Annotated in this window: 20 protein-coding genes; 2 read left to right on the forward strand and 18 right to left on the reverse strand. The window is 52.1% G+C overall.

The genetic code is table 11. The features are described from left to right. Window positions 1-156: 156 nt before the first annotated feature. The 12 genes from AC27K1_RS17940 to AC27K1_RS17995 all read right to left on the reverse strand — a co-directional run bounded on the left by AC27K1_RS17940 (window position 157) and on the right by AC27K1_RS17995 (window position 9,047). Window positions 157-933: a TatD family hydrolase gene (locus AC27K1_RS17940; protein ID WP_487152170.1), complete on the reverse strand. Its 777-nt coding sequence runs from the start codon at window positions 931-933 to the stop codon at window positions 157-159. A gap of 7 nt (window positions 934-940) precedes the next feature. After that, the gene (locus AC27K1_RS17945) at window positions 941-1,285 is read right to left on the reverse strand and encodes a PilZ domain-containing protein (protein WP_395183247.1); all 345 of its coding nucleotides are present in this window, start codon (window positions 1,283-1,285) and stop codon (window positions 941-943) included. Between the two features lie 69 nt (window positions 1,286-1,354). Further along, window positions 1,355-2,365 (reverse strand): DNA polymerase III subunit delta', encoded by a 1,011-nt coding sequence (locus AC27K1_RS17950; protein ID WP_487152171.1) that lies wholly within the window; start codon window positions 2,363-2,365, stop codon window positions 1,355-1,357. Then, entirely contained in the window at window positions 2,352-3,002 is a 651-nt protein-coding gene (tmk, locus tag AC27K1_RS17955) for a dTMP kinase (RefSeq protein WP_487152172.1), read from the reverse strand. Before tmk ends, AC27K1_RS17950 begins: the two co-directional genes overlap by 14 nt. Window positions 3,003-3,011: 9 nt before the next feature. Then, window positions 3,012-4,073: an endolytic transglycosylase MltG gene (gene mltG, locus AC27K1_RS17960; protein ID WP_487152173.1), complete on the reverse strand. Its 1,062-nt coding sequence runs from the start codon at window positions 4,071-4,073 to the stop codon at window positions 3,012-3,014. Further along, complete coding sequence (gene pabC / locus AC27K1_RS17965; protein ID WP_487152174.1) at window positions 4,066-4,887, reverse strand: aminodeoxychorismate lyase; 822 nt, start codon at window positions 4,885-4,887, stop codon at window positions 4,066-4,068. Before pabC ends, mltG begins: the two co-directional genes overlap by 8 nt. 168 nt (window positions 4,888-5,055) lie before the next feature. Continuing rightward, entirely contained in the window at window positions 5,056-5,289 is a 234-nt protein-coding gene (acpP, locus tag AC27K1_RS17970) for an acyl carrier protein (RefSeq protein ID WP_211830445.1), read from the reverse strand. A 152-nt stretch (window positions 5,290-5,441) separates the two neighbouring features. Beyond that, on the reverse strand, window positions 5,442-6,185 hold the full coding sequence (gene fabG / locus AC27K1_RS17975) for a 3-oxoacyl-ACP reductase FabG (RefSeq protein ID WP_487152175.1): 744 nt from the start codon (window positions 6,183-6,185) through the stop codon (window positions 5,442-5,444). Between the two features lie 31 nt (window positions 6,186-6,216). Beyond that, window positions 6,217-7,149: an ACP S-malonyltransferase gene (gene fabD, locus AC27K1_RS17980; protein ID WP_487152176.1), complete on the reverse strand. Its 933-nt coding sequence runs from the start codon at window positions 7,147-7,149 to the stop codon at window positions 6,217-6,219. Window positions 7,150-7,286: 137 nt separating this feature from the next. Further along, entirely contained in the window at window positions 7,287-8,300 is a 1,014-nt protein-coding gene (gene plsX / locus AC27K1_RS17985; RefSeq protein ID WP_487152177.1) for a phosphate acyltransferase PlsX, read from the reverse strand. Window positions 8,301-8,306: 6 nt separating this feature from the next. Continuing rightward, window positions 8,307-8,489, reverse strand: a complete 183-nt coding sequence (gene rpmF, locus AC27K1_RS17990; RefSeq protein ID WP_211830453.1) for a 50S ribosomal protein L32 — start codon at window positions 8,487-8,489, stop codon at window positions 8,307-8,309. A gap of 21 nt (window positions 8,490-8,510) precedes the next feature. Further along, window positions 8,511-9,047: a YceD family protein gene (locus AC27K1_RS17995; RefSeq protein ID WP_487152178.1), complete on the reverse strand. Its 537-nt coding sequence runs from the start codon at window positions 9,045-9,047 to the stop codon at window positions 8,511-8,513. A gap of 142 nt (window positions 9,048-9,189) precedes the next feature. Between AC27K1_RS17995 and AC27K1_RS18000 the strand changes: the two genes are divergently transcribed. Next, complete coding sequence (locus tag AC27K1_RS18000) at window positions 9,190-9,780, forward strand: Maf family protein (RefSeq protein ID WP_487152179.1); 591 nt, start codon at window positions 9,190-9,192, stop codon at window positions 9,778-9,780. A gap of 53 nt (window positions 9,781-9,833) precedes the next feature. Here AC27K1_RS18000 and AC27K1_RS18005 read toward each other — a convergent pair whose 3' ends face one another. From AC27K1_RS18005 to rluC, 3 genes are all read right to left on the reverse strand, one after another. Next, window positions 9,834-10,808 carry a S49 family peptidase gene (locus tag AC27K1_RS18005; protein WP_487152180.1) on the reverse strand — a complete coding sequence of 325 codons (975 nt, stop codon included), beginning with the start codon at window positions 10,806-10,808 and terminating at the stop codon, window positions 9,834-9,836. Window positions 10,809-10,887: 79 nt separating this feature from the next. Next, on the reverse strand, window positions 10,888-11,541 hold the full coding sequence (locus tag AC27K1_RS18010; protein ID WP_487152181.1) for an HAD-IA family hydrolase: 654 nt from the start codon (window positions 11,539-11,541) through the stop codon (window positions 10,888-10,890). 72 nt (window positions 11,542-11,613) lie between these two features. Beyond that, window positions 11,614-12,576: a 23S rRNA pseudouridine(955/2504/2580) synthase RluC gene (gene rluC, locus AC27K1_RS18015; protein WP_487152182.1), complete on the reverse strand. Its 963-nt coding sequence runs from the start codon at window positions 12,574-12,576 to the stop codon at window positions 11,614-11,616. A gap of 547 nt (window positions 12,577-13,123) precedes the next feature. Between rluC and rne the strand changes: the two genes are divergently transcribed. Continuing rightward, window positions 13,124-16,162 (forward strand): ribonuclease E, encoded by a 3,039-nt coding sequence (gene rne, locus AC27K1_RS18020; protein ID WP_487152183.1) that lies wholly within the window; start codon window positions 13,124-13,126, stop codon window positions 16,160-16,162. 55 nt (window positions 16,163-16,217) lie between these two features. Here rne and murB read toward each other — a convergent pair whose 3' ends face one another. The 3 genes from murB to kdsB are packed head-to-tail and all read right to left on the reverse strand — an operon-like array spanning window position 16,218 to window position 18,501. Beyond that, the gene (gene murB / locus AC27K1_RS18025) at window positions 16,218-17,246 is read right to left on the reverse strand and encodes a UDP-N-acetylmuramate dehydrogenase (protein WP_487152184.1); all 1,029 of its coding nucleotides are present in this window, start codon (window positions 17,244-17,246) and stop codon (window positions 16,218-16,220) included. Continuing rightward, a complete protein-coding gene (locus tag AC27K1_RS18030; RefSeq protein ID WP_487152185.1) occupies window positions 17,243-17,722 on the reverse strand; it encodes a low molecular weight protein-tyrosine-phosphatase in 480 nt (159 codons plus the stop codon). The genes murB and AC27K1_RS18030 overlap by 4 nt, the downstream gene beginning before the upstream one ends. Next, window positions 17,719-18,501 carry a 3-deoxy-manno-octulosonate cytidylyltransferase gene (kdsB, locus tag AC27K1_RS18035; RefSeq protein WP_487152186.1) on the reverse strand — a complete coding sequence of 261 codons (783 nt, stop codon included), beginning with the start codon at window positions 18,499-18,501 and terminating at the stop codon, window positions 17,719-17,721. The genes AC27K1_RS18030 and kdsB overlap by 4 nt, the downstream gene beginning before the upstream one ends. Between the last annotated feature and the right edge of the window lie 6 nt (window positions 18,502-18,507).

Here is an 18,507-nt window from a genome sequence, read left to right on the forward strand (position 1 = left end):
CTCGTTTCATCCTGTGGATAATCCTGCGTTTGACGACCGGGTCGCTAAGAAGCTGACCGCAACAGGAGGCGAATTATAGGGAGCAGAGATACATTCACAATAAGTATGAACACCCAGAACGGTATTTAAAGAGGTGACTTAATGAAATAAAGCAGCCTATTGGGCTGCTTTATTAAAGAGGGTAAAGAAGTTATTTGTCGTATGCTCAGCCAGAGTTTCGACAGAAACACCTTTCAACTCAGCAATGAACTTACCCACTTCCGGCACATATTTCGGTTCATTGGATTTACCGCGAAAAGGAACCGGTGCTAGGTAAGGAGAATCTGTTTCAACCAAAATCCGATCCAGCGGGACTTTACGGGCAACCTCACGCAGCTCATCAGCATTTTTGAATGTCACAATGCCTGAAAACGAGATATAGAAATTCATGTCCATGGCTTTTTTAGCCATATCCCAGCTTTCCGTAAAGCAATGCATGACGCCTGCAGACTCTCTCGAACCATGAGAAGCAATCAAGCTTAACGTATCTTCACGGGCATCACGGGTATGAACAATGATCGGTAACTGCTGTTCAGCAGCAGCGGTCAACTGCATAGCAAACCACTCCTGCTGCTGTTGCTTGCGATCTTTGCTGTAGTAATAGTCCAGCCCCGTTTCACCGATCGCCACAACCTTGGGATGATCAGACAACTGCTTTAATGTCTCAACAGTTGGCGCCTGACCATCTAGATCGAGCGGGTGAACGCCCACAGAGGCCCAGACATTATCAAAACAGGTCATATCGAGCACAGACTGAAAATGCTCCAGATCGATACAGACGGACAGTATTCCACTGACCCCGTTAGCAAAGGCAGCCTCGACAGCTTTGCTGACATCACCTTCGTAAGGGTCAAGCTTGAGACGATCAAGATGACAATGTGAATCTATAAACATACCTGAACTACATCGTACTGGTGGGGCGATCCGATGTTACCGAACCGGCCAGATAGGCTTCTATCTTGGTTCGCGCCACCTCATTAGCTTCTGTGAATTGGACACCAATACCGGGGTTGCGGTTCCCCTGGGAACCTGGCGGTGTAATCCACACCACCTTACCCGGCACAGGAATCTTCTCCGCCTCGTCCATCAGCGAAAGACGGAGGAAAACCTCGGCACCCATCGGATATTTCTTGTTGGTCGGAATAAACAGACCACCATTCACCAGGAATGGCATGTAAGACTCGTATAAGACTGCTTTATCCTTGATCGAAACCGACAGAATACTGCCTTTAGCCATACCTACCATAATGCCCCCTCTCCCCTGCTACGGCGCATTCATCTGAGAATTGCTGAAACTCGGGCGTGATTATTCTTGTCATCCCTGTTTCATTGTAAGCTGCAACCAGCGAAATAGCACCGCCTCCATGAGCAGCTGCCGGTTCAGGTTGATCTGCCCACTTAAACGGCTTTTCTGCTGCAATAACCAGGCATGAAACGCCAGCAACCGCTTGGCTCCGGCCTTTTTCGCAATATAGGACAGCATTTTGGCCATAGATTGAGAGCGGATACAGGCATCATTCGATGTCGATACATAACCGGCCATTTCCGCGGACCAGCCAGCCAGCCACTCCAGCACGATGACGGGTTCAAAATCCTGCCATGCCAGCGCGACTTCGACGGGCGCCACCTCTCCACGCGTTACGGCGCCAAGGTCTTTCTGCATGCGTGCGAGCTGCTTTTCCAGACCATCATCAAGATAAGTACGCGCGCCGAGAGGGCAGCCACCGGATAGCGTCAAGAGATTTTGCGCCTGCTCTGCATCATCACATAACGGCATAAGCCAATTCAGGGAGGACTGCTCATCAGGCTTATCAAATGCCAGCAACTGACAGCGGCTACGGATTGTAGGAAGAATCGCTGATATCTGGTGGCTGACGAGCATCAACAGCGTGTTTTCACCCGGCTCCTCCAGACATTTCAACAGGGCATTCGCCGCATTGGTATTCATGCTTTCAGCCGGGCTGAGCACCACCACCCGATACCCCCCCTGCTGGGCGGTTTTACCCGAGAATTCGATCAATGCACGAACCTGGTCGACCTTTATTCCCTTTCCCGGAGATTCCGGCTCAATCATCAAAAAATCCGGATGCGTTCCCGCAAGATTCAACTGGCAGCTACGGCAACAACCACAAGACTGTCCATCCACCTTATCCTGACACAGTACATAACGGCCAAACGCCCGGGCGAAATCCAGCTTGCCGATACCGGCAGCTCCGCGCATCAGGTAAGCGTGCGCCAGCCTTCCTTCAGCGAAACGCCCGGTCATCTGGCGCCACTGAACATCCTGCCAGGCATAAGGTTCGAATAACGATTTATTCTCCGGCATAGGCTGACAACCTGTTCTGAAGAATCACACCAATATCTGCCTGCACACTCTCCAATTCCTGTGAAGCATCGACAATTGCATATTGATTCTCAAACATTGCCGCTCTTTCCAGGTAGCCCTCACGAACACGCTCAAAAAACGTCATGGCTTCCTGCTCAAAACGGTCCAAATCACCGCGCTGATTGACTCTCGCCATACCGGCAGCTACCGGGAGATCCAGCAACAGAGTAAGATCCGGCCGCAATGGTCCCTGCACCAACCCTTCCAGCGTGGCGATATCGCTTTTACTGAGCCCACGCCCAGCCCCTTGATAGGCATAGGTTGCATCCGTGAAACGGTCACATAACACCACCTTGCCCGCCTGCAGCGCAGGAATAATCACCTGATCGAGGTGTTGCGCCCTTGCCGCAAATACCAGCAAAAGCTCTGCCTTTTCCGCGATCGCTTCATCCGATTTGGCCAATAACAGCTCCCGGATATTTTCCGCTAACGGCGTACCGCCCGGTTCACGGGTATGGACAAATGCGATGTTGTGTGTCGTCAGCCATTCCCTGATATAGGCGATATTCGTCGTTTTACCGGCGCCTTCACCACCTTCAACCGTCATGAAAAAACCGGGATATTGTCTGTCAGACATGTTTTCACCTTACTCCGTGGTGACCAGGGGCGAGCTGCGATACCCCTTGCGTCGTGTTAACTGGTACTTCCTGACTGCCGCATTATGCTCAGCCAATGTTCTGGAAAATTTGTGGGAGCCATCGCCGCGCGCCACGAAATAGAACGTATCGCCCGCCTCCGGATGCAATGCAGCACGAATCGACTCACGCCCCGCCAAAGCAATAGGGGTAGGCGGCAACCCTTTGATCCTGTAGGTGTTATACGGCGTATAGGTTTTCAAATGCTTTCGGGTCAGGTTCCCCTGGTAGGCGTCCCCCAAACCATAGATCACTGACGGATCCGTCTGCAATCGCATCCCCTTCTGCAAGCGTCGGACAAAAACACCGGCAATCTGCCCTCTTTCTTTGGGAACGCCGGTTTCACGCTCTATCAATGATGCCATGATCAACGCCTCGTACGGCGATTGATAAGGCAGACCCGATGCCTTTCTGGCCCACTCTTTGGCCAGCACTTCCTGCATACGCAAATAAGCACGTCGCAGTATGGAGGTATCGGTATCACCTGCTTCAAAATAGTAGGTATCAGGAAAGAACATGCCTTCCGCCGAGGCATCAGAAAACCCCAGCTTTTTCAGTATTTCCTGACCATTCAATCCCGTCAGCTCAAACACCAGTTTTTTGTTTTCTGACAGCATGGCCAGGTTTTCTGACAGTGTTCGCCCTTCGATCAGGGTTGCACTATGGAGTATGACCCGTCCGGACGTTAACAGTTCCAGCAACCCGGCAACCGTAGTGTCGGGTTTAACCAGATACTCACCAGCTCTTAATCCAGTATCTTCACCTATCACCCGGGCATAGAGCCTGAAAACATCAGGCAGACGCAAAATACCCCGTTCTTCGAGCCGGCGACTGACCCGACTGAACGATTCCCCGGCATTCACCACAAAGACCGTGCCTTCTTCCAGCGTATTCACAGGCTCATCCAGATAAGCCTGCAACCAGCGCCATGACAGAAGCACTAACAAAGCGGCTGCCAGCAGCATCAGCAGCACATAAAACAAAGGCTTTCGAGGCACGTTATTTTCAGACATTCAACATCCCAGAAACGGCAGACTGCACACGCCGTGTAACAGGTCCTGGCGCCCACCGCATATCGGCATAAGCGACAACAGGCCACACACCATTCACACTATTACAGACAAACACCTCGAAGGCTTGATACATCGCATCCGGCGCGATATCACAAACCTGCGTTTTGATTCCGTATTGAGGCATATTATCCAGAATCCACTGCCTCATGACACCTGCCACGCCGGACATTTTCAAATCCGGCGTGCACAACCCCTCAGACGTTACCAGAAACAGGTTGGTCATTGTTCCTTCAATCAGGTTGCCATTCAGATCTTTTAAAAGTCCTTCGGCATAGCGAGAATCGTCCCACTCTGATCGCGCAAGCACCTGCTCCAGACGATTGAGGTGTTTGATGCCGGCCAGTGATGGCTGCAAACCAAGCTCCGCTGTACAGGCATAGAGCGCAATCCCATCTTGCCAGTACTCAGCAGGATATTCTGGAAGATCATGCCATGAAAGTATAAATCGACTGCGGCAACCTTTCGGGTTGTAGCCTCGCCCGCCACTTCCCCTGGAGACAATCATTTTGAGGATGCCCGACGCTCGATCCGCAAGAAAACGAGAAACAGTCTTCTGCAGATATACAAGATCAGTGTCTATCCCAAGCCGATGACAGGAGGTCTGCAAGCGATTCCAGTGATAGTCGTCCAATGTCATTTTACCGGACACAACCCTCACCGTTTCAAAAACACCGTCACCGTATGCGAGACCACGATCATCCGATGGAACGACTGAACAAGGCTCACCATCAATCCACACATTTGCCGTGATCATGAACGATTCCCATACCAATCATGACGGATTGATACCACAAATTGACTGAAGAGTGGACTGGACGTCTTTCAGCAGCACACAAAAGAACGCCAAAAAGAAAAAAGACAGATACAGAAAAGCCGCACTCACAGAACTGCCAGTGCGGCTTTTTCAGAAATTCTTGCAGAATTACTGGTGGGAAACGACGTAGTCGATAGCTTCCTGCACGGTAGTAATCTTTTCTGCTTCCTCGTCAGGAATTTCAGTCTCGAACTCTTCCTCGAGCGCCATGACGAGTTCTACAGTGTCCAAAGAATCCGCGCCCAGATCTTCGACGAAGGACGCATCATTGGTCACTTCCTCTTCTTTCACGCCAAGCTGTTCGCAAACAATCTTTTTGACGCGCTCTTCAATGGTACTCATGCCTTGTTGTGCTCCTGTTAACATTCCATGCAGCCTCAGCTGCGAAAAGTAAGTTTATATAAACGATTGCGAGAATTTCAAGGCCACTCAAAGAGTATTTATCGCAATCAGACCGACCACTAACCGCAGTTGCCGGTATCATTCATTGGGCATTAGCCCATATACATGCCACCGTTGACATGTATGGTTTCGCCCGTGATGTAACCACCTGCATCACCAGCAAGAAAAGCAACCACACCGGCAATCTCTTCCGGTTGCCCCAGACGCGCCAGGGGAACCTGGGTCAACAGCATGTCGCGCTGCTCATCCGGCAGGGAACGTGTCATGTCGGTGTCAATAAATCCGGGGGCCACCGCGTTGACTGTAATCTGGCGACTGCCCAGTTCACGCGCAAGCGATCGTGAAAAACCTTCCAACCCCGCTTTCGCCGCGGCATAGTTGGACTGTCCCGCATTACCCATGGAGCCGACCACGGAACTGATATTGACGATCCGCCCCTCACGGGCTTTGGTCATACCACGTACACAGGCCTTGCTAAGACGATAAATGGATCCGAGGTTGGTGTTAATCACGGAATCCCATTCGTCATCCTTCATTCGCATGAGGATGTTATCACGGGTAATGCCGGCATTATTAACCAGAACTACCGGAGCACCAAATTCTTCAGTCACTGCTTTAACGACAGCCGTCACTGACTCATTGTCTGCCACATCCAGACACAGGCCACGACCACGGATACCCGCTTCTGCAAGGGCCTGTGAAATTGCCTCGGCACCAGCCTCGGTAGTCGCTGTACCGACAACAATGGCACCTTCAGCACCGAGCCGCATGGCGATAGCTCGACCGATTCCACGACTCGCGCCGGTCACCAGCGCCACTTTATCCGTTAAAGCCATAAAAACCTCTTGGTCCCGAATTTATCCATGATCAGGAAGACAGTTCAGCATAAGCGGCAGCTGATTCAAGAGAAGTGTATGCCTGTGAACGTTCAATCCGCTTACCAAGACCTGCCAGCACATTACCCGGACCACACTCATACAAACGGGCAACCCCGGAGTCCGCCATCAGGCGAATGGTCTCAACCCAGCGCACAGGACTATAAAGCTGACGTACCAGGTTCTCACGAATTTGCTCAACATCGTCGACAACCTGCGCCGTCACGTTTTGAACAACGGGAATGATTGGCGCACTGAAAATCACTGCAGCCAAATCTTCAGACAGCCGTTCTGCAGCAGGTTTCATCAACGCGCAATGGGAAGGCACACTGACCGGTAAAGGCATCACCTTACGCGCACCCGCTTCCGAAAAAGCAGCGACAGACTGTTCAACGGCCACTTTGCTGCCAGCAACAACGACCTGACCGGGCGCATTGAAATTCACGGCCTCAAGGACTTCACCGGACTGCGCAGCAACTTCACTGCAAACTCGCACCACCTCTTCATCAGCCAAACCAAGGACTGCTGCCATGCCACCGGTACCGGCAGGCACAGCCTCCTGCATATAGCGTCCACGGTTACGAACCAGCTTCAAACCATCAGCAAAGGAGATCACACCCGCACAGACCAGCGCAGAATATTCGCCCAGACTGTGCCCTGCCATCATGACCGGCGCACCTTCCCGCTCGGCCCAGAGGCGCCACAATGCAACGCTGGAAGCCAGCAAAGCAGGCTGCGTATGCTCCGTCTGATTCAGCATGTCGGCAGGACCCTCGGCAATCATTTGCCCCAGATCATAGCCAAGCACTTCAGACGCTTCCGCAAAGGTAGCGCTAATCACATCACTGCTGGCAGCCACTTCCGCCAACATCCCTACCTTTTGCGATCCCTGGCCGGGAAAAACCACTGCGAACTTGTCACTCATTATTGCTTACGCCACTCTGCCTCATGGACACCTGTCGAATTGGGCCATTATAAGGAATGATTTCCATCCAACCGTTAAAATATGTTGCGCATACATTACCGGCTGGTAACAACAGACAAAAAGTTTGACCGAAGCGATCAGAAATAGGATTCAAGTTTGTCATTGATGCGGTAAATGGCGTTGCGCTCAACCTCCATGACCGCTCGCTCCAGGGCATAGCCAAACTCGCGCTGATCAGCGCCACCATGACTTTTCACGACCACACCCTGAAGCCCCAGAAAACTGGCGCCATTAAAACAACCGGGATCAATCTGCCGAACCATATGCCGAATAAACGGTAACGCCAGATAGCGATAGATCTTACGCCAGCCAGTCAAACCGGTTCCTTGCCGCATCACATGACTGATATAAGAGGATGCACCTTCTCCAGCCTTCAGGGCGACATTGCCAGGGAACCCGTCACAAACCACCAGATCCACAGTGCCACGGAAAATATCATGCCCTTCGACAAAACCCTGATAATTCAGTCCGGGATTTGCAAGAATCAATTCCTGCGCCAACCTGACCCGCTCATCACCCTTGATATCTTCCTGACCGACATTTAACAGTCCGATTGTCGGCGCAGTGATACCGATGACCTCCGACAACATCAGCGAACCCAGTACCGCAAACTGATAGAGATGTTCGGAGTTACAATCCACATTGGCACCGAGATCCAACATGAACGTATCACGACCAATAGAGGGTATCTGGCCAATAATGGCGGGACGATCAATGCCCGGGTGCGTCTTCAGAAGGAAGCGTCCCATCGCCATTAAGGCACCGGTATTACCGGCACTCACACAGGCCTGAGCGACGCCCATAGACACTTGTTCCAGCGCACGCCACATGGAGGAATTTTGTTTCCTGCGTAACGCCAGGGAGGGACGATCATCCATGGTGACTACCTGGTCGGCATGAACCACAGTGATACGTGAACGCAGCTCAGTCGCGCTGCCAGTAAGAGAATCTCGGATAAAGTGCCGGTCGCCGACAAGAATGAAGTGAAGACCTGGATGGAGGGACAAACAATCCAGCGCTGCAGCAATACGAAAGCGGGGACTCCTGTCCCCGCTCATCACATCCAGCGCAATCGTCTTTTGCTGGCTCAAGACGACTTATTCGTCGTTCTTGCCGGCAACGACTTTCTTGCCACGGTAGAAACCGTCTGCAGTCACGTGGTGACGACGGTGGGTTTCGCCGCTGGCTGCATCAACGGACAGGGCGGAAGTGCCCAGCGCGTCGTGAGAACGACGCATGTCGCGCCGTGAACGGGTTTTGCGGTTCTGCTGAACTGCCATGAGTTAACTCTCCTGAATGGATTAATCGCCAGTCTTTAACTGTGCCAGCACACTGAACGGGTTAGGCTTGTCCTGCGTTTCTTCAGCAACGTCTTCACTGTAATCAGGATCCGTACTGAAGACCTGCCCGGCATGACACTGCGTATTCTCGTGATAAGCCACCAGGGGAACACTCAGCAACAGCTCGTCTTCAACCAGCTGACGCAGATCCGTGGTGTCGTCCTCAAGAATTAACGGGTCAACATCCTTCGGCAGGGCCTTCGCCTGCTCTTCGGACCAGACAACCGCCAGATTAAGTCCAGTCCGAATTTTAACATTTACAACATCAAGGCAACGCTGACAGAGCATCGGCAACTCGGCCTCCAGCTCACCGGCAATCCTGGGACGACGATTCTCATCCAGGGAAAATGCCAGTGACAAGGCCACCTCTGCGTCCTCGCCAGCCAGCATATCTGCCAACCGGTCAAGTTCTCTGACCGCGATGCGACCGGCAAGTTCCGTCTCATTCTGAGCAAACTTGCGCGGTGTGATGTGTTTTGGTAACTGCCCATTTAACATAAGCGCGCAATGATAGGGCCATGCTCAATGCCTGTCAAAGGGCTTCAAACGCTTTTGCGGAATATCATTAACCTCAGCCGCTCGCGCTCAACACAACGGAACGATACACTGGCCACCTTCCGCAACCAACTTCCTACCTATTATGCCGGCAACAGCACAACCTCTCATCCTGGCCTCAGGCTCAATCTACCGACGCAGGTTACTGGAACGACTGCAGCTTCCCTTCTCATGGCACGCCCCTGACATTGCTGAACAAAGACAGGCAGATGAGCCCCCTCACCAGATGGCCGAGCGGTTAAGCCTGAACAAAGCAACTGCCTGCAGCAACCAATACCCTGATGCATTGATTATCGGATCAGATCAGGTTGCCGTATTGGACGAACAGATTCTAGGCAAACCCAAAACAACTGAAAAAGCCTTTGAACAGCTGAGCCTGTGCAGCGGAAAAACCGTGCAATTCCTTACCGGTCTGTGCCTTCTGGATTCTGCGACAGGAAAGCATCAATCAACGGTAATACCCTTTCACGTAACATTCAGGGAATTGAGCAATGATGAGATCACACGCTATATAGAGAAGGATCAGCCGCTGGATTGTGCCGGAAGCTTCAAGTGGGAATCACTGGGGATTTCGCTCTTTGAATCACTGTCCGGCGATGACCCAACTGCACTGGAAGGACTACCACTGATCGCATTATCAAAAATGCTTAGAGATTATCAATTACAGCTACCATAAAGTGTATCGAAGGCCAGCCCCACCGGCTGGCCACATAATCGACATGCAATATCTTAGCGAACGCTCAGACCATCCAGCCCCAGCACATTGACCATAGTATGCATGGCCCCCATACCCAACTGGCGGGCAAACCGCTCAAACGGCGTCAATTGCGGCGTAAAATCCACAATCATTTCTTCACCGATCAATTCACGGGCGACATAACTTGAGCTACCCAAACCATCAACCAAGCCCAAATCTTCCGCCTGCTCACCCGACCAGATCAAACCGGAGTAAAGCAGCGGATCATCACTCAGACGATCACCACGCCCCAGCTTGACGCTGTCAATGAACTGCTGATGGATTGAGGCCACGGTAGACTTGATATGCTCTGCAGCCACCGGATCTTCTGGTTGGAACGGATCAGAAAAGCCCTTGAAATCACCTGACTTATAGAAGCGGCGGGTTACACCCACTTTTTCCATCACACCATCAAGACCAAAGCTGGCCATATAGGCACCAATTGAACCTACCAGACTCGCTTTGTCTGCATAAATCTCATCTGCTGCTGATGCAATGTAGTAAGCGCCCGAGGCCCCGATATCCACAATAACGGCATACACCTTGAGATCACTGCGATCCGCTTTCAAGCGGCGAATTTCGTCATAGACATAGCCAGACTGCACAGGGCTACCACCAGGGCTATTGATGCGCAGAATAATCCCCTTCACATTCGGATCATCAAACGCCTCTCGCAGCCCACCCACAATATTATCAGCACTGGCCTGCTCACCTGACGCTATCACGCCATCAATCTCAATCAGCGCTGTATAACCTTCACCCTTTCCCGCCGGAGCCGGCACCATGGAACGTGATGACATAAACAGACTACCCACCACGGCAAACAACCATAGCAGCGTCATCAACTTAAAGAAGACCCCCCAGCGACGGGCTCGTCGTTGCTCTACAAGCGCACCTGACAAGAGCTTTTCAATCAAACGCCGATCCTCACTGGACGACGCATCGCCCCCCCACTCTTTATCCGACATATAGCTCCTCAAGCACCATCAACGATCAATTACACAATGCCAGCGGGAAACAGCATTTCACACCCGCACCCTTTCATCATTACAGCAGAGAATCTGAAATATCACTGACCCGTTCAGCAATACGTACCGGCCCAAAGGATGCTAGACGTTCACGATCATGCACCCCCCATGTGACAGCCAACCGATCAACCCCAGCATTCGCCGCCATTTCCATATCGTAAATACTATCGCCAATCATCAGCACATCTTCTGGCTGACAACGCACTTCCGCCATTAACTGGTTAAGCATCATAGGATCGGGTTTGGAACGCGTTTCGTCAGCACAGCGTGTCGCATGGAACAAACCACCCATGTCACGGGTTTCCAACTCTCGAGCCAACCCCCTACGGGATTTACCCGTTGCTACCGCCAATGCATAACCTTTACGTTGAAGCAAACTTAAAATATCCGGAATACCAGAAAAGAACGGGGAAGGCTCATGACTCCTGCCCAGAAACTCATCACGATAAGCATCACGAAAAACATGAATATCTAATTCGGGTAAATCAGGATATAACTGCCTGATCGCTTCAAACATTCCCAAACCGATGATGTTGCTGTATTCACGATCCGACAGGAGCGGCAGACGTACATTTTGGGACGCGTGCCGAAGACACTCAACGATACGCTCCGCCGAATCCACCAAAGTGCCATCCCAGTCAAAGACAACCAGCTTGTAAGGTAGAACTTCCATCACACTCATCCCTGTATCAAGGGTTATTCGTCTTTTTTTGACTCAAGCAAGATAATCAGATCTGCAGGGCAATTAGCCCCGCAGTTGTTGTAACCCTTCACACAAATCTTCTGGCAGAGGCGCCTCAAACACCATTTCACGCCGATCAGGCAACTGCACCTTCAAACGGGCCGCATGAAGAAACAATCGGCGAACGCCTTGCTGCTTCATGGTTTTATTGACTTCATCATCGCCATATTTTTCATCCCCGATAATGGGGCAGCCAACGTGCCGGGAATGTACGCGAATCTGATGAGTTCGCCCTGTTTCAAGACGAGCCTCTACTAATGTGCAACCATCCAACCGCTCAAGCACCTGGAAATGTGTAACGGAGGCTTTACCCTCGGGATGAACCACAACAATCCGCTCACCGGAACGCAGGGTATTCTTCAGCAAGGGCGCCTTGACTGTCTGGCGCCTGTTTGGCCAGCGACCTGTGACCAATAGCTGGTAGATTTTTTCTGTTTTACCGGACTGCATCTGCACATGCAGGTGCTTCAGCATGCTGCGCTTCTTGGCAATCAAAAGACAACCTGAGGTGTCACGATCCAGACGATGCACCAATTCCAGAAAACGACTCTCCGGACGCATGGCGCGCAATGCCTCGATAACGCCCAAAGACACACCGCTGCCACCATGCACAGCCATACCGCTTGGCTTGTTTACCACCAACAGGGCATCGTCTTCATAAATAATGCTCTGTTCAATGGCTCCACTCATTCCGGCACTGGGCGATGGCGCTGGCGCTTTTTCAGCCATACGAACCGGTGGAATACGCACATTATCACCGGCCGCCAAACGGTAATCGGCCGTGACACGCCCCTTGTTGACCCGCACTTCACCCTTACGAATAATCCGGTAGATACGGGTCTTCGGCACCCCTTTCAGGTGCAATTTCAGAAAATTATCGAGTCGCTGCCCGGCTCGTTCGTCATCCACTTCAACGAAACGCACCCGGACATCAACTACTGGCGATATAGGATGTTCATTACTCATGCGGCCATCTTACCAGCTTTCAGGTCATTTGCTGCACTCGGGAATTGCTGATATATTTCAGATACCGACCGTAAATCAGTACGTGATTACGACGGAAAGTTATAAGCAATTGATTTAGCACCCATTAATTGTCACAAGGACCACGGAGAATTTTCCCGTAGACGGTGTCCAAATATGTGTGACAAGGGTAAAAAAGAGTCAGCGAGAACGGCACGATGAAATGCCGTGACTCTGACAAAAGTTAACTAGCGCTATCCTTTTCAGTCAGGCGCTCCTATTAAGATTTCAGAAGTCGGCGCACAGGCACTCATGCTTCGCTGACTGCAGCCGGGCCACTCACCCGCCTGCAGAACGCACAAGATAAGACCTGTATGCCCATGTTGAGGCCAGAAAGGCCTGGCAAGCCGTATCAGCCTGATGACCGACATTCATGGGCATCACTGAACACGCGCTTGCAGCGATATACAGCAACACAAGCAACAACAAGAATGAATAATAGGAGATACCGCGCTTGAAGAGGATGGCCGCCACATACTATCGGTAATTCATGAAAAGAATGCTTATCAATGCGACCCAGCAGGAAGAGCTGCGGGTTGCACTGGTCGATGGCCAGAGACTCTATGACCTGGACATCGAATCCGGCGCCAGGGAACAGAAAAAAGCCAACATCTACAAGGGAAAAATCACCCGTATTGAGCCAAGCCTCGAAGCTGCGTTTGTCGATTTCGGCGCTGAACGGCACGGATTCCTCCCCTTAAAGGAAATCTCCCGCGAATATTTCAACAAGACCCAGTCTTCCGGTCGTCCCAATATCAAGGATGTGATCCGTGAAGGACAGGAAGTCGTCATTCAGGTTGATAAAGAAGAGCGCGGCAACAAAGGCGCTGCACTGACAACCTTTATCAGCCTTGCTGGTCGCTACCTGGTACTGATGCCCAATAACCCTCGCGCAGGCGGCATCTCCCGTCGCATCGAAGGCGACGAACGCACTCAGCTCCGCGAAGCTCTCAGTCAGCTGGATATCCCCCAGGAAATGGGTGTGATCGTTCGTACTGCCGGCCTCGGTCGCAGCAGCGAAGAACTTCAGTGGGACCTGGACTACCTTCTGCAACTCTGGAACTCCATTCAGGAAGCAGCATCCACCAATCCAGCCCCCTTCCTGATCTACCAGGAAAGTAACGTTATTATCCGTGCTATCCGGGATTACCTGCGCCAGGACATCGGTGAAGTCCTGGTCGATAACCCCAAGGTTCACGCAGAAGCTCTGGACTTTATCCGTCAGGTTATGCCGCAGTACCAGAACCGCATCAAGCTCTACAAAGATACGGTTCCCCTGTTTAACCGCTTCCAGATCGAAACCCAGATCGAGACAGCCTTCCAGCGTGAAGTCAACCTTCCCTCAGGCGGCTCGATCGTCATCGACCCCACTGAAGCACTTGTATCCATTGACATCAACTCCGCCCGTGCCACCCGCGGGGGTGACATTGAAGAGACTGCACTCAACACCAACCTTGAAGCCGCCGACGAGATCGCACGCCAGCTTCGGTTACGGGATATCGGTGGACTGATTGTCATCGACTTCATTGATATGAACTCGAACAAGAGTCAGCGCGAAGTCGAAAACCGGATGAAAGACGCCCTCCAGATGGACCGCGCCCGCGTCCAGATTGGCCGTATTTCCCGCTTCGGCCTTCTGGAAATGTCTCGCCAGCGCCTGCGTCCTTCTCTGGGTGAAACCAGCGGTATCGTCTGCCCACGCTGCCACGGCCAGGGCACGATTCGCGATATCAGCTCTCTTGCACTGTCTATCCTGAGACTGATGGAGGAAGAAGCACTCAAAGAGCGGACCTCTGAAATTCGTGCGCAAGTTCCCGTCAGCGTTGGCACGTTCCTGCTGAACGAAAAGCGTGGCGTTATCAGCAAAATCGAGAAGCGCAACGACGTACGTGTTCTGGTGATCCCGAATCCAAACCTGGAAACACCTCACTTTGAAGTCCAGCGCCTCCGGGATGATCACGCCGCGGTTCAGGCAAAAGAGAACAGCTTCGAAATCACTACAGAGATTGATGAAGCCGCTGAAGAGCTTGTTCAGGAAAAACCTGCTATCAAGACCAGTGAAGCAGCTGTCAAAAATATCAGACCTGCACAACCTGCACCGGCGAAACCCGCCACCCAAGAGCAGGTTGGACTGATCGGCTCCGTCTCCCGCTTCCTGTCAGGCCTGTTCAAGAGCGAAGAGCAGCCTCAAAGCAAGACTGCAGACACTGCAAGAAGCCAGGAAAGATCACAACCCCGCAACAATGCTGGCAAGCAACAAGGCCAGCGTCGTCAAAGCGACCGCGGTGATCGTCGCGATCAACGTAATAGTCAGCAGCAAGACCAGGGACGTCCTAGCCAGCGCCAGCGTCGGGACTCTCGCAATGCGGATCAAAAACGCGAACGCGATACAGCCAAAGCTCCTGCTCAGCGTACTAAACAGGCGCCTAAACAGGAACGTCCGGTTCAGGATGACAACAAACAAGGCAATCGCCCGACACGCGAAGAACGCCAGCCTGATCAGGCTACTGGTTCAGATGAGCGCCGTCGCCGCCCACGCAACCTGGCCAATCGTCGCAGAAGCAATCGCCCTTCACAACGCGATCGTCAGCAGCCCGAGCAGATTGAAAACAATGAGCAGGTTGTCATTTCAAACGAGCCGGCATCCGCTGAAAAGCGCGCATCAGAGCAATCTCGCCAGAGCGAACCCCAACAGCAAGACAAGGTTCGCAAGGAACAGGAACGCAGTACAACTGCCCGCCCTGTGAGCGAGACTGTTACCAAAGAATCTACAGTCACTGAAACTCCGGCAACACCTGCTGAGAGCAAAGCGCCTCAGGTATCAACTCCAGAAACCAAGGAAGCGCCTAGCTCTGCGAAAAAAGCGACTGAAACTCAGGCACAAGAAAAACCTGAAACAGCGCGCAAACCCTCAGGACAAGCCTCTGAGCAGCAACAACCAGCTGCTGCGCCAGAAGCGCCGAAAATGACAGGTTTGGCTGAAGCTATCTCTGCGAGCGCAAGATCAGAGAATCACCCAAAACCCACCGGCATCGAGGCAGCAACTGCCGCCACACAGGGTGAGCCAAGTCAGGCACCGAAACCCATGCTGGCAACTGAAACAGCTGAGACTCCCAAGCCTCGCGCTGAGAGACCTGCCAGAAGAGAGCGGAAAGAAAGGGAAGAAAGGACTGCACAGCCAGCACACGCTGCACCCAAGGCATCCGACTCGGCCTCTAAACCTGAAGCGAAGACCGCAGACGTTGCTGCAGAAGCCAATGTTTCACGCGAACAGCCTCAGACTGCACAGCCTGCAAAAGCAACGGTCGCTGATAGCACACCTGCCCCAGCTTCCAAGCCGACGCCGACCGCTGAGGTGAAAAGCGCTCAGAATGCTGAAGCAGAGGCACCCAGAAAACGACGCAGCCGGGCGCACAATGATCCTCGGGAATTGAAGCGCAGACTGGCTGAGCAACAGACTATGAGCCAAGAGGCAGCGAGCACGCCTTCAGTGCAAGCTCAGGAGGAAACCTCTGAAGCTCAGCGCTAAAGGGTGACAAAATAAAAAAGGGAGTCAATCGACTCCCTTTTTTATTGATTCTTACTCAATAGATTCTTGGCTCTATTTCAAGGTTCACAGAAAAACGCTCTTTAACTGTTGCCTGAATCTCCTCAGCCAACTTCAAGATTGCTTTTCCACAGGCATTACCATGATTAACCAGCACCAGCGCCTGCTTTTCATAAACACCTGCGCCATCCTTCTTTGTGCAGCCCTTAAAGCCACACTGCTCGATCAGCCAGCCAGCCGCAAGCTTCCATCCGCCTGACACCTGATAGGCTGGCATATCTGCAAACTTCTCCTTTAATGCAGCCTTATGCGCATCTGAAACCACCGGGTTTTTGAAGAAACTCCCTGCATTGCCTATGGCCTTCGGATCCGGCAACTTTTCCCTGCGGATATCGCAGACAGCATGACAGATATCCATGCCTGTAGGCTGCTCTCCTTCGCAAGCCAATTCTTCTGCCTTTTCTTTCAGCGCACCATAATCCAGTTCAGGTATCAGGGTTCTATTTAGTCTCAGCGTCACCGAAGTGATAATGACCTGATCCAGCAAACGATTTTTAAACACTGAATCCCTGTACCCAAAGGCACAGTCTTCGGCTGACAATGTCATGATCTCACCGGTCTGCCAATCTATCGCCTCAAGACTGACAAAACGATCTTTAAGCTCTACCCCATAAGCCCCTATGTTCTGAACAGGTGCGGCACCAACACAACCCGGTATCAAAGCCAGGTTTTCCAAGCCATAAAAGCCTTGTTCAAGACTCCAGCAGACCAGCGAATGCCAGTGTTCACCAGCCCCCACTTTCAAGAAGACCGAGTCATTTTGACTCTCTACAACCTCTCGTCCTTTCAAGCGAATCAACAGAACCAAGGCATCCAGGCATTCACTTAGAACAACATTACTTCCCTCACCCAGCGGAATAACGGGCAGATTATGTTCATGGGCAAAGACGAGAGCCTCTCGAAGTGCGACCAGAGACTCAACCCGCCCAAAATAACGAGCAATGGATTCAAGCCCCAGCGTATTCAATGCTTTAAGATTGACATACTCCTCAATCTTCAGATTCATGCCGCCCCTTCCAACGTTGGCTTCAATGAAGAAAGCAGCGCCTGCGATGCTTCTTCTATAAGATCGAGCACCGTTTCAAAACCACCCTTTCCACCATAATAGGGATCTGGCACTTCCGTCTGCACACTTCCCTCATAGTCCAGAAACTGTCGCACCTTACCGTGCGAAGGCGCCGGACAACAGGATAACAATGCCTGAAGATTGGCCTTATCCATAGCCAGAATGAGGTCAAAACGCTCAAAATCTTCCGTTTGAACCTGCCGCGATCTTATATGGGACATTCGGTAGCCCCGCCGGGAAGCAGCCTCTATTGCCCGACTGTCAGGTGTTTCACCTGCATGACAGGCACTGGTTCCGGCAGAATCCACGTCAACCAGATCACTTAAGCCCGCCTGCTCTACAATGTGCTCAAAAACACCCTGTGCTGTTGGTGACCGACAAATATTCCCTAGACAAACAAATAAAATCCGCATCATGCAGAAACACTCAAATCCCTTTCAATAATGAACCGTCTGACACGCTCCAGATCAGCACTGGTATCAATCCCGGCTGGCGGCAATTCGGCAGCTTCTGCTACGTGGATCGAACGGCCATGCCAAAGCACCCGCAGCTGCTCCAGCTTTTCAAGGTCTTCCAGCGGCGAAACACCCCAGCCCACAAACGCGTTCAGGAGATCAACACGGTAGGCGTAAAGACCAATATGGCGCTGGTACAGGGGGCTGTCAGCAATCTCGTCAGTCAGGCCATCGGCGAAACGGTCACGATCCCAGGGAATCACCGCGCGACTGAAATAACGGGCCATGCCACGGGCATCAGCCACGACCTTCACAACAGCAGGATTAAACAGGTCATCGGCTGAACGGATGCGATGGCTCAACGTCGCTACGGATGCATCCGGGTTGTTTGCAAGATTATCCGCCACCTGATCAATTACAGCAGGCGGAATCAGGGGCTCATCCCCCTGAACATTCACCACGATGTCATCCGGCGTAAACCCCTGTCGGGCAACCACTTCCTGTAACCGATCTGTCCCGGTCGGATGATCCGCACGAGTCATCACCACTTCAGCACCAAAACGGACAGCGGCACCACGGATGCGCTCATCATCGGTAGCGATAATGACTTTGTCCGCACGACTCTTGCAGGCCTGCTCATAGACATGCTGAATCATCGGTTTGCCACCAATATCCGCCAAAGGCTTACCCGGCAGGCGGCTTGAACCATAGCGGGCAGGAATAATCACTGAGTACGACATCGCAGC

The sequence above is a fragment of the Kistimonas ophiarachnellae genome (genome assembly GCF_057552235.1).

Coding starts and splice junctions, on each gene's coding strand:
- rluC (WP_487152182.1), bottom strand. CDS start 12,576: ATGAGTAATGAACATCCTATATCGCCAGTAGTTGATGTCCGGGTGCGT.
- acpP (WP_211830445.1), bottom strand. CDS start 5,289: ATGAGTACCATTGAAGAGCGCGTCAAAAAGATTGTTTGCGAACAGCTT.
- rne (WP_487152183.1), top strand. CDS start 13,124: ATGAAAAGAATGCTTATCAATGCGACCCAGCAGGAAGAGCTGCGGGTT.
- mltG (WP_487152173.1), bottom strand. CDS start 4,073: ATGTCTGAAAATAACGTGCCTCGAAAGCCTTTGTTTTATGTGCTGCTG.
- AC27K1_RS18000 (WP_487152179.1), top strand. CDS start 9,190: ATGCCGGCAACAGCACAACCTCTCATCCTGGCCTCAGGCTCAATCTAC.
- AC27K1_RS17995 (WP_487152178.1), bottom strand. CDS start 9,047: ATGTTAAATGGGCAGTTACCAAAACACATCACACCGCGCAAGTTTGCT.
- fabD (WP_487152176.1), bottom strand. CDS start 7,149: ATGAGTGACAAGTTCGCAGTGGTTTTTCCCGGCCAGGGATCGCAAAAG.
- AC27K1_RS17945 (WP_395183247.1), bottom strand. CDS start 1,285: ATGGTAGGTATGGCTAAAGGCAGTATTCTGTCGGTTTCGATCAAGGAT.
- murB (WP_487152184.1), bottom strand. CDS start 17,246: ATGAATCTGAAGATTGAGGAGTATGTCAATCTTAAAGCATTGAATACG.
- AC27K1_RS17950 (WP_487152171.1), bottom strand. CDS start 2,365: ATGCCGGAGAATAAATCGTTATTCGAACCTTATGCCTGGCAGGATGTT.
- AC27K1_RS18005 (WP_487152180.1), bottom strand. CDS start 10,808: ATGTCGGATAAAGAGTGGGGGGGCGATGCGTCGTCCAGTGAGGATCGG.
- kdsB (WP_487152186.1), bottom strand. CDS start 18,501: ATGTCGTACTCAGTGATTATTCCTGCCCGCTATGGTTCAAGCCGCCTG.
- pabC (WP_487152174.1), bottom strand. CDS start 4,887: ATGATCACGGCAAATGTGTGGATTGATGGTGAGCCTTGTTCAGTCGTT.
- AC27K1_RS18010 (WP_487152181.1), bottom strand. CDS start 11,541: ATGGAAGTTCTACCTTACAAGCTGGTTGTCTTTGACTGGGATGGCACT.
- tmk (WP_487152172.1), bottom strand. CDS start 3,002: ATGTCTGACAGACAATATCCCGGTTTTTTCATGACGGTTGAAGGTGGT.
- fabG (WP_487152175.1), bottom strand. CDS start 6,185: ATGGCTTTAACGGATAAAGTGGCGCTGGTGACCGGCGCGAGTCGTGGA.
- AC27K1_RS17940 (WP_487152170.1), bottom strand. CDS start 933: ATGTTTATAGATTCACATTGTCATCTTGATCGTCTCAAGCTTGACCCT.
- rpmF (WP_211830453.1), bottom strand. CDS start 8,489: ATGGCAGTTCAGCAGAACCGCAAAACCCGTTCACGGCGCGACATGCGT.
- AC27K1_RS18030 (WP_487152185.1), bottom strand. CDS start 17,722: ATGATGCGGATTTTATTTGTTTGTCTAGGGAATATTTGTCGGTCACCA.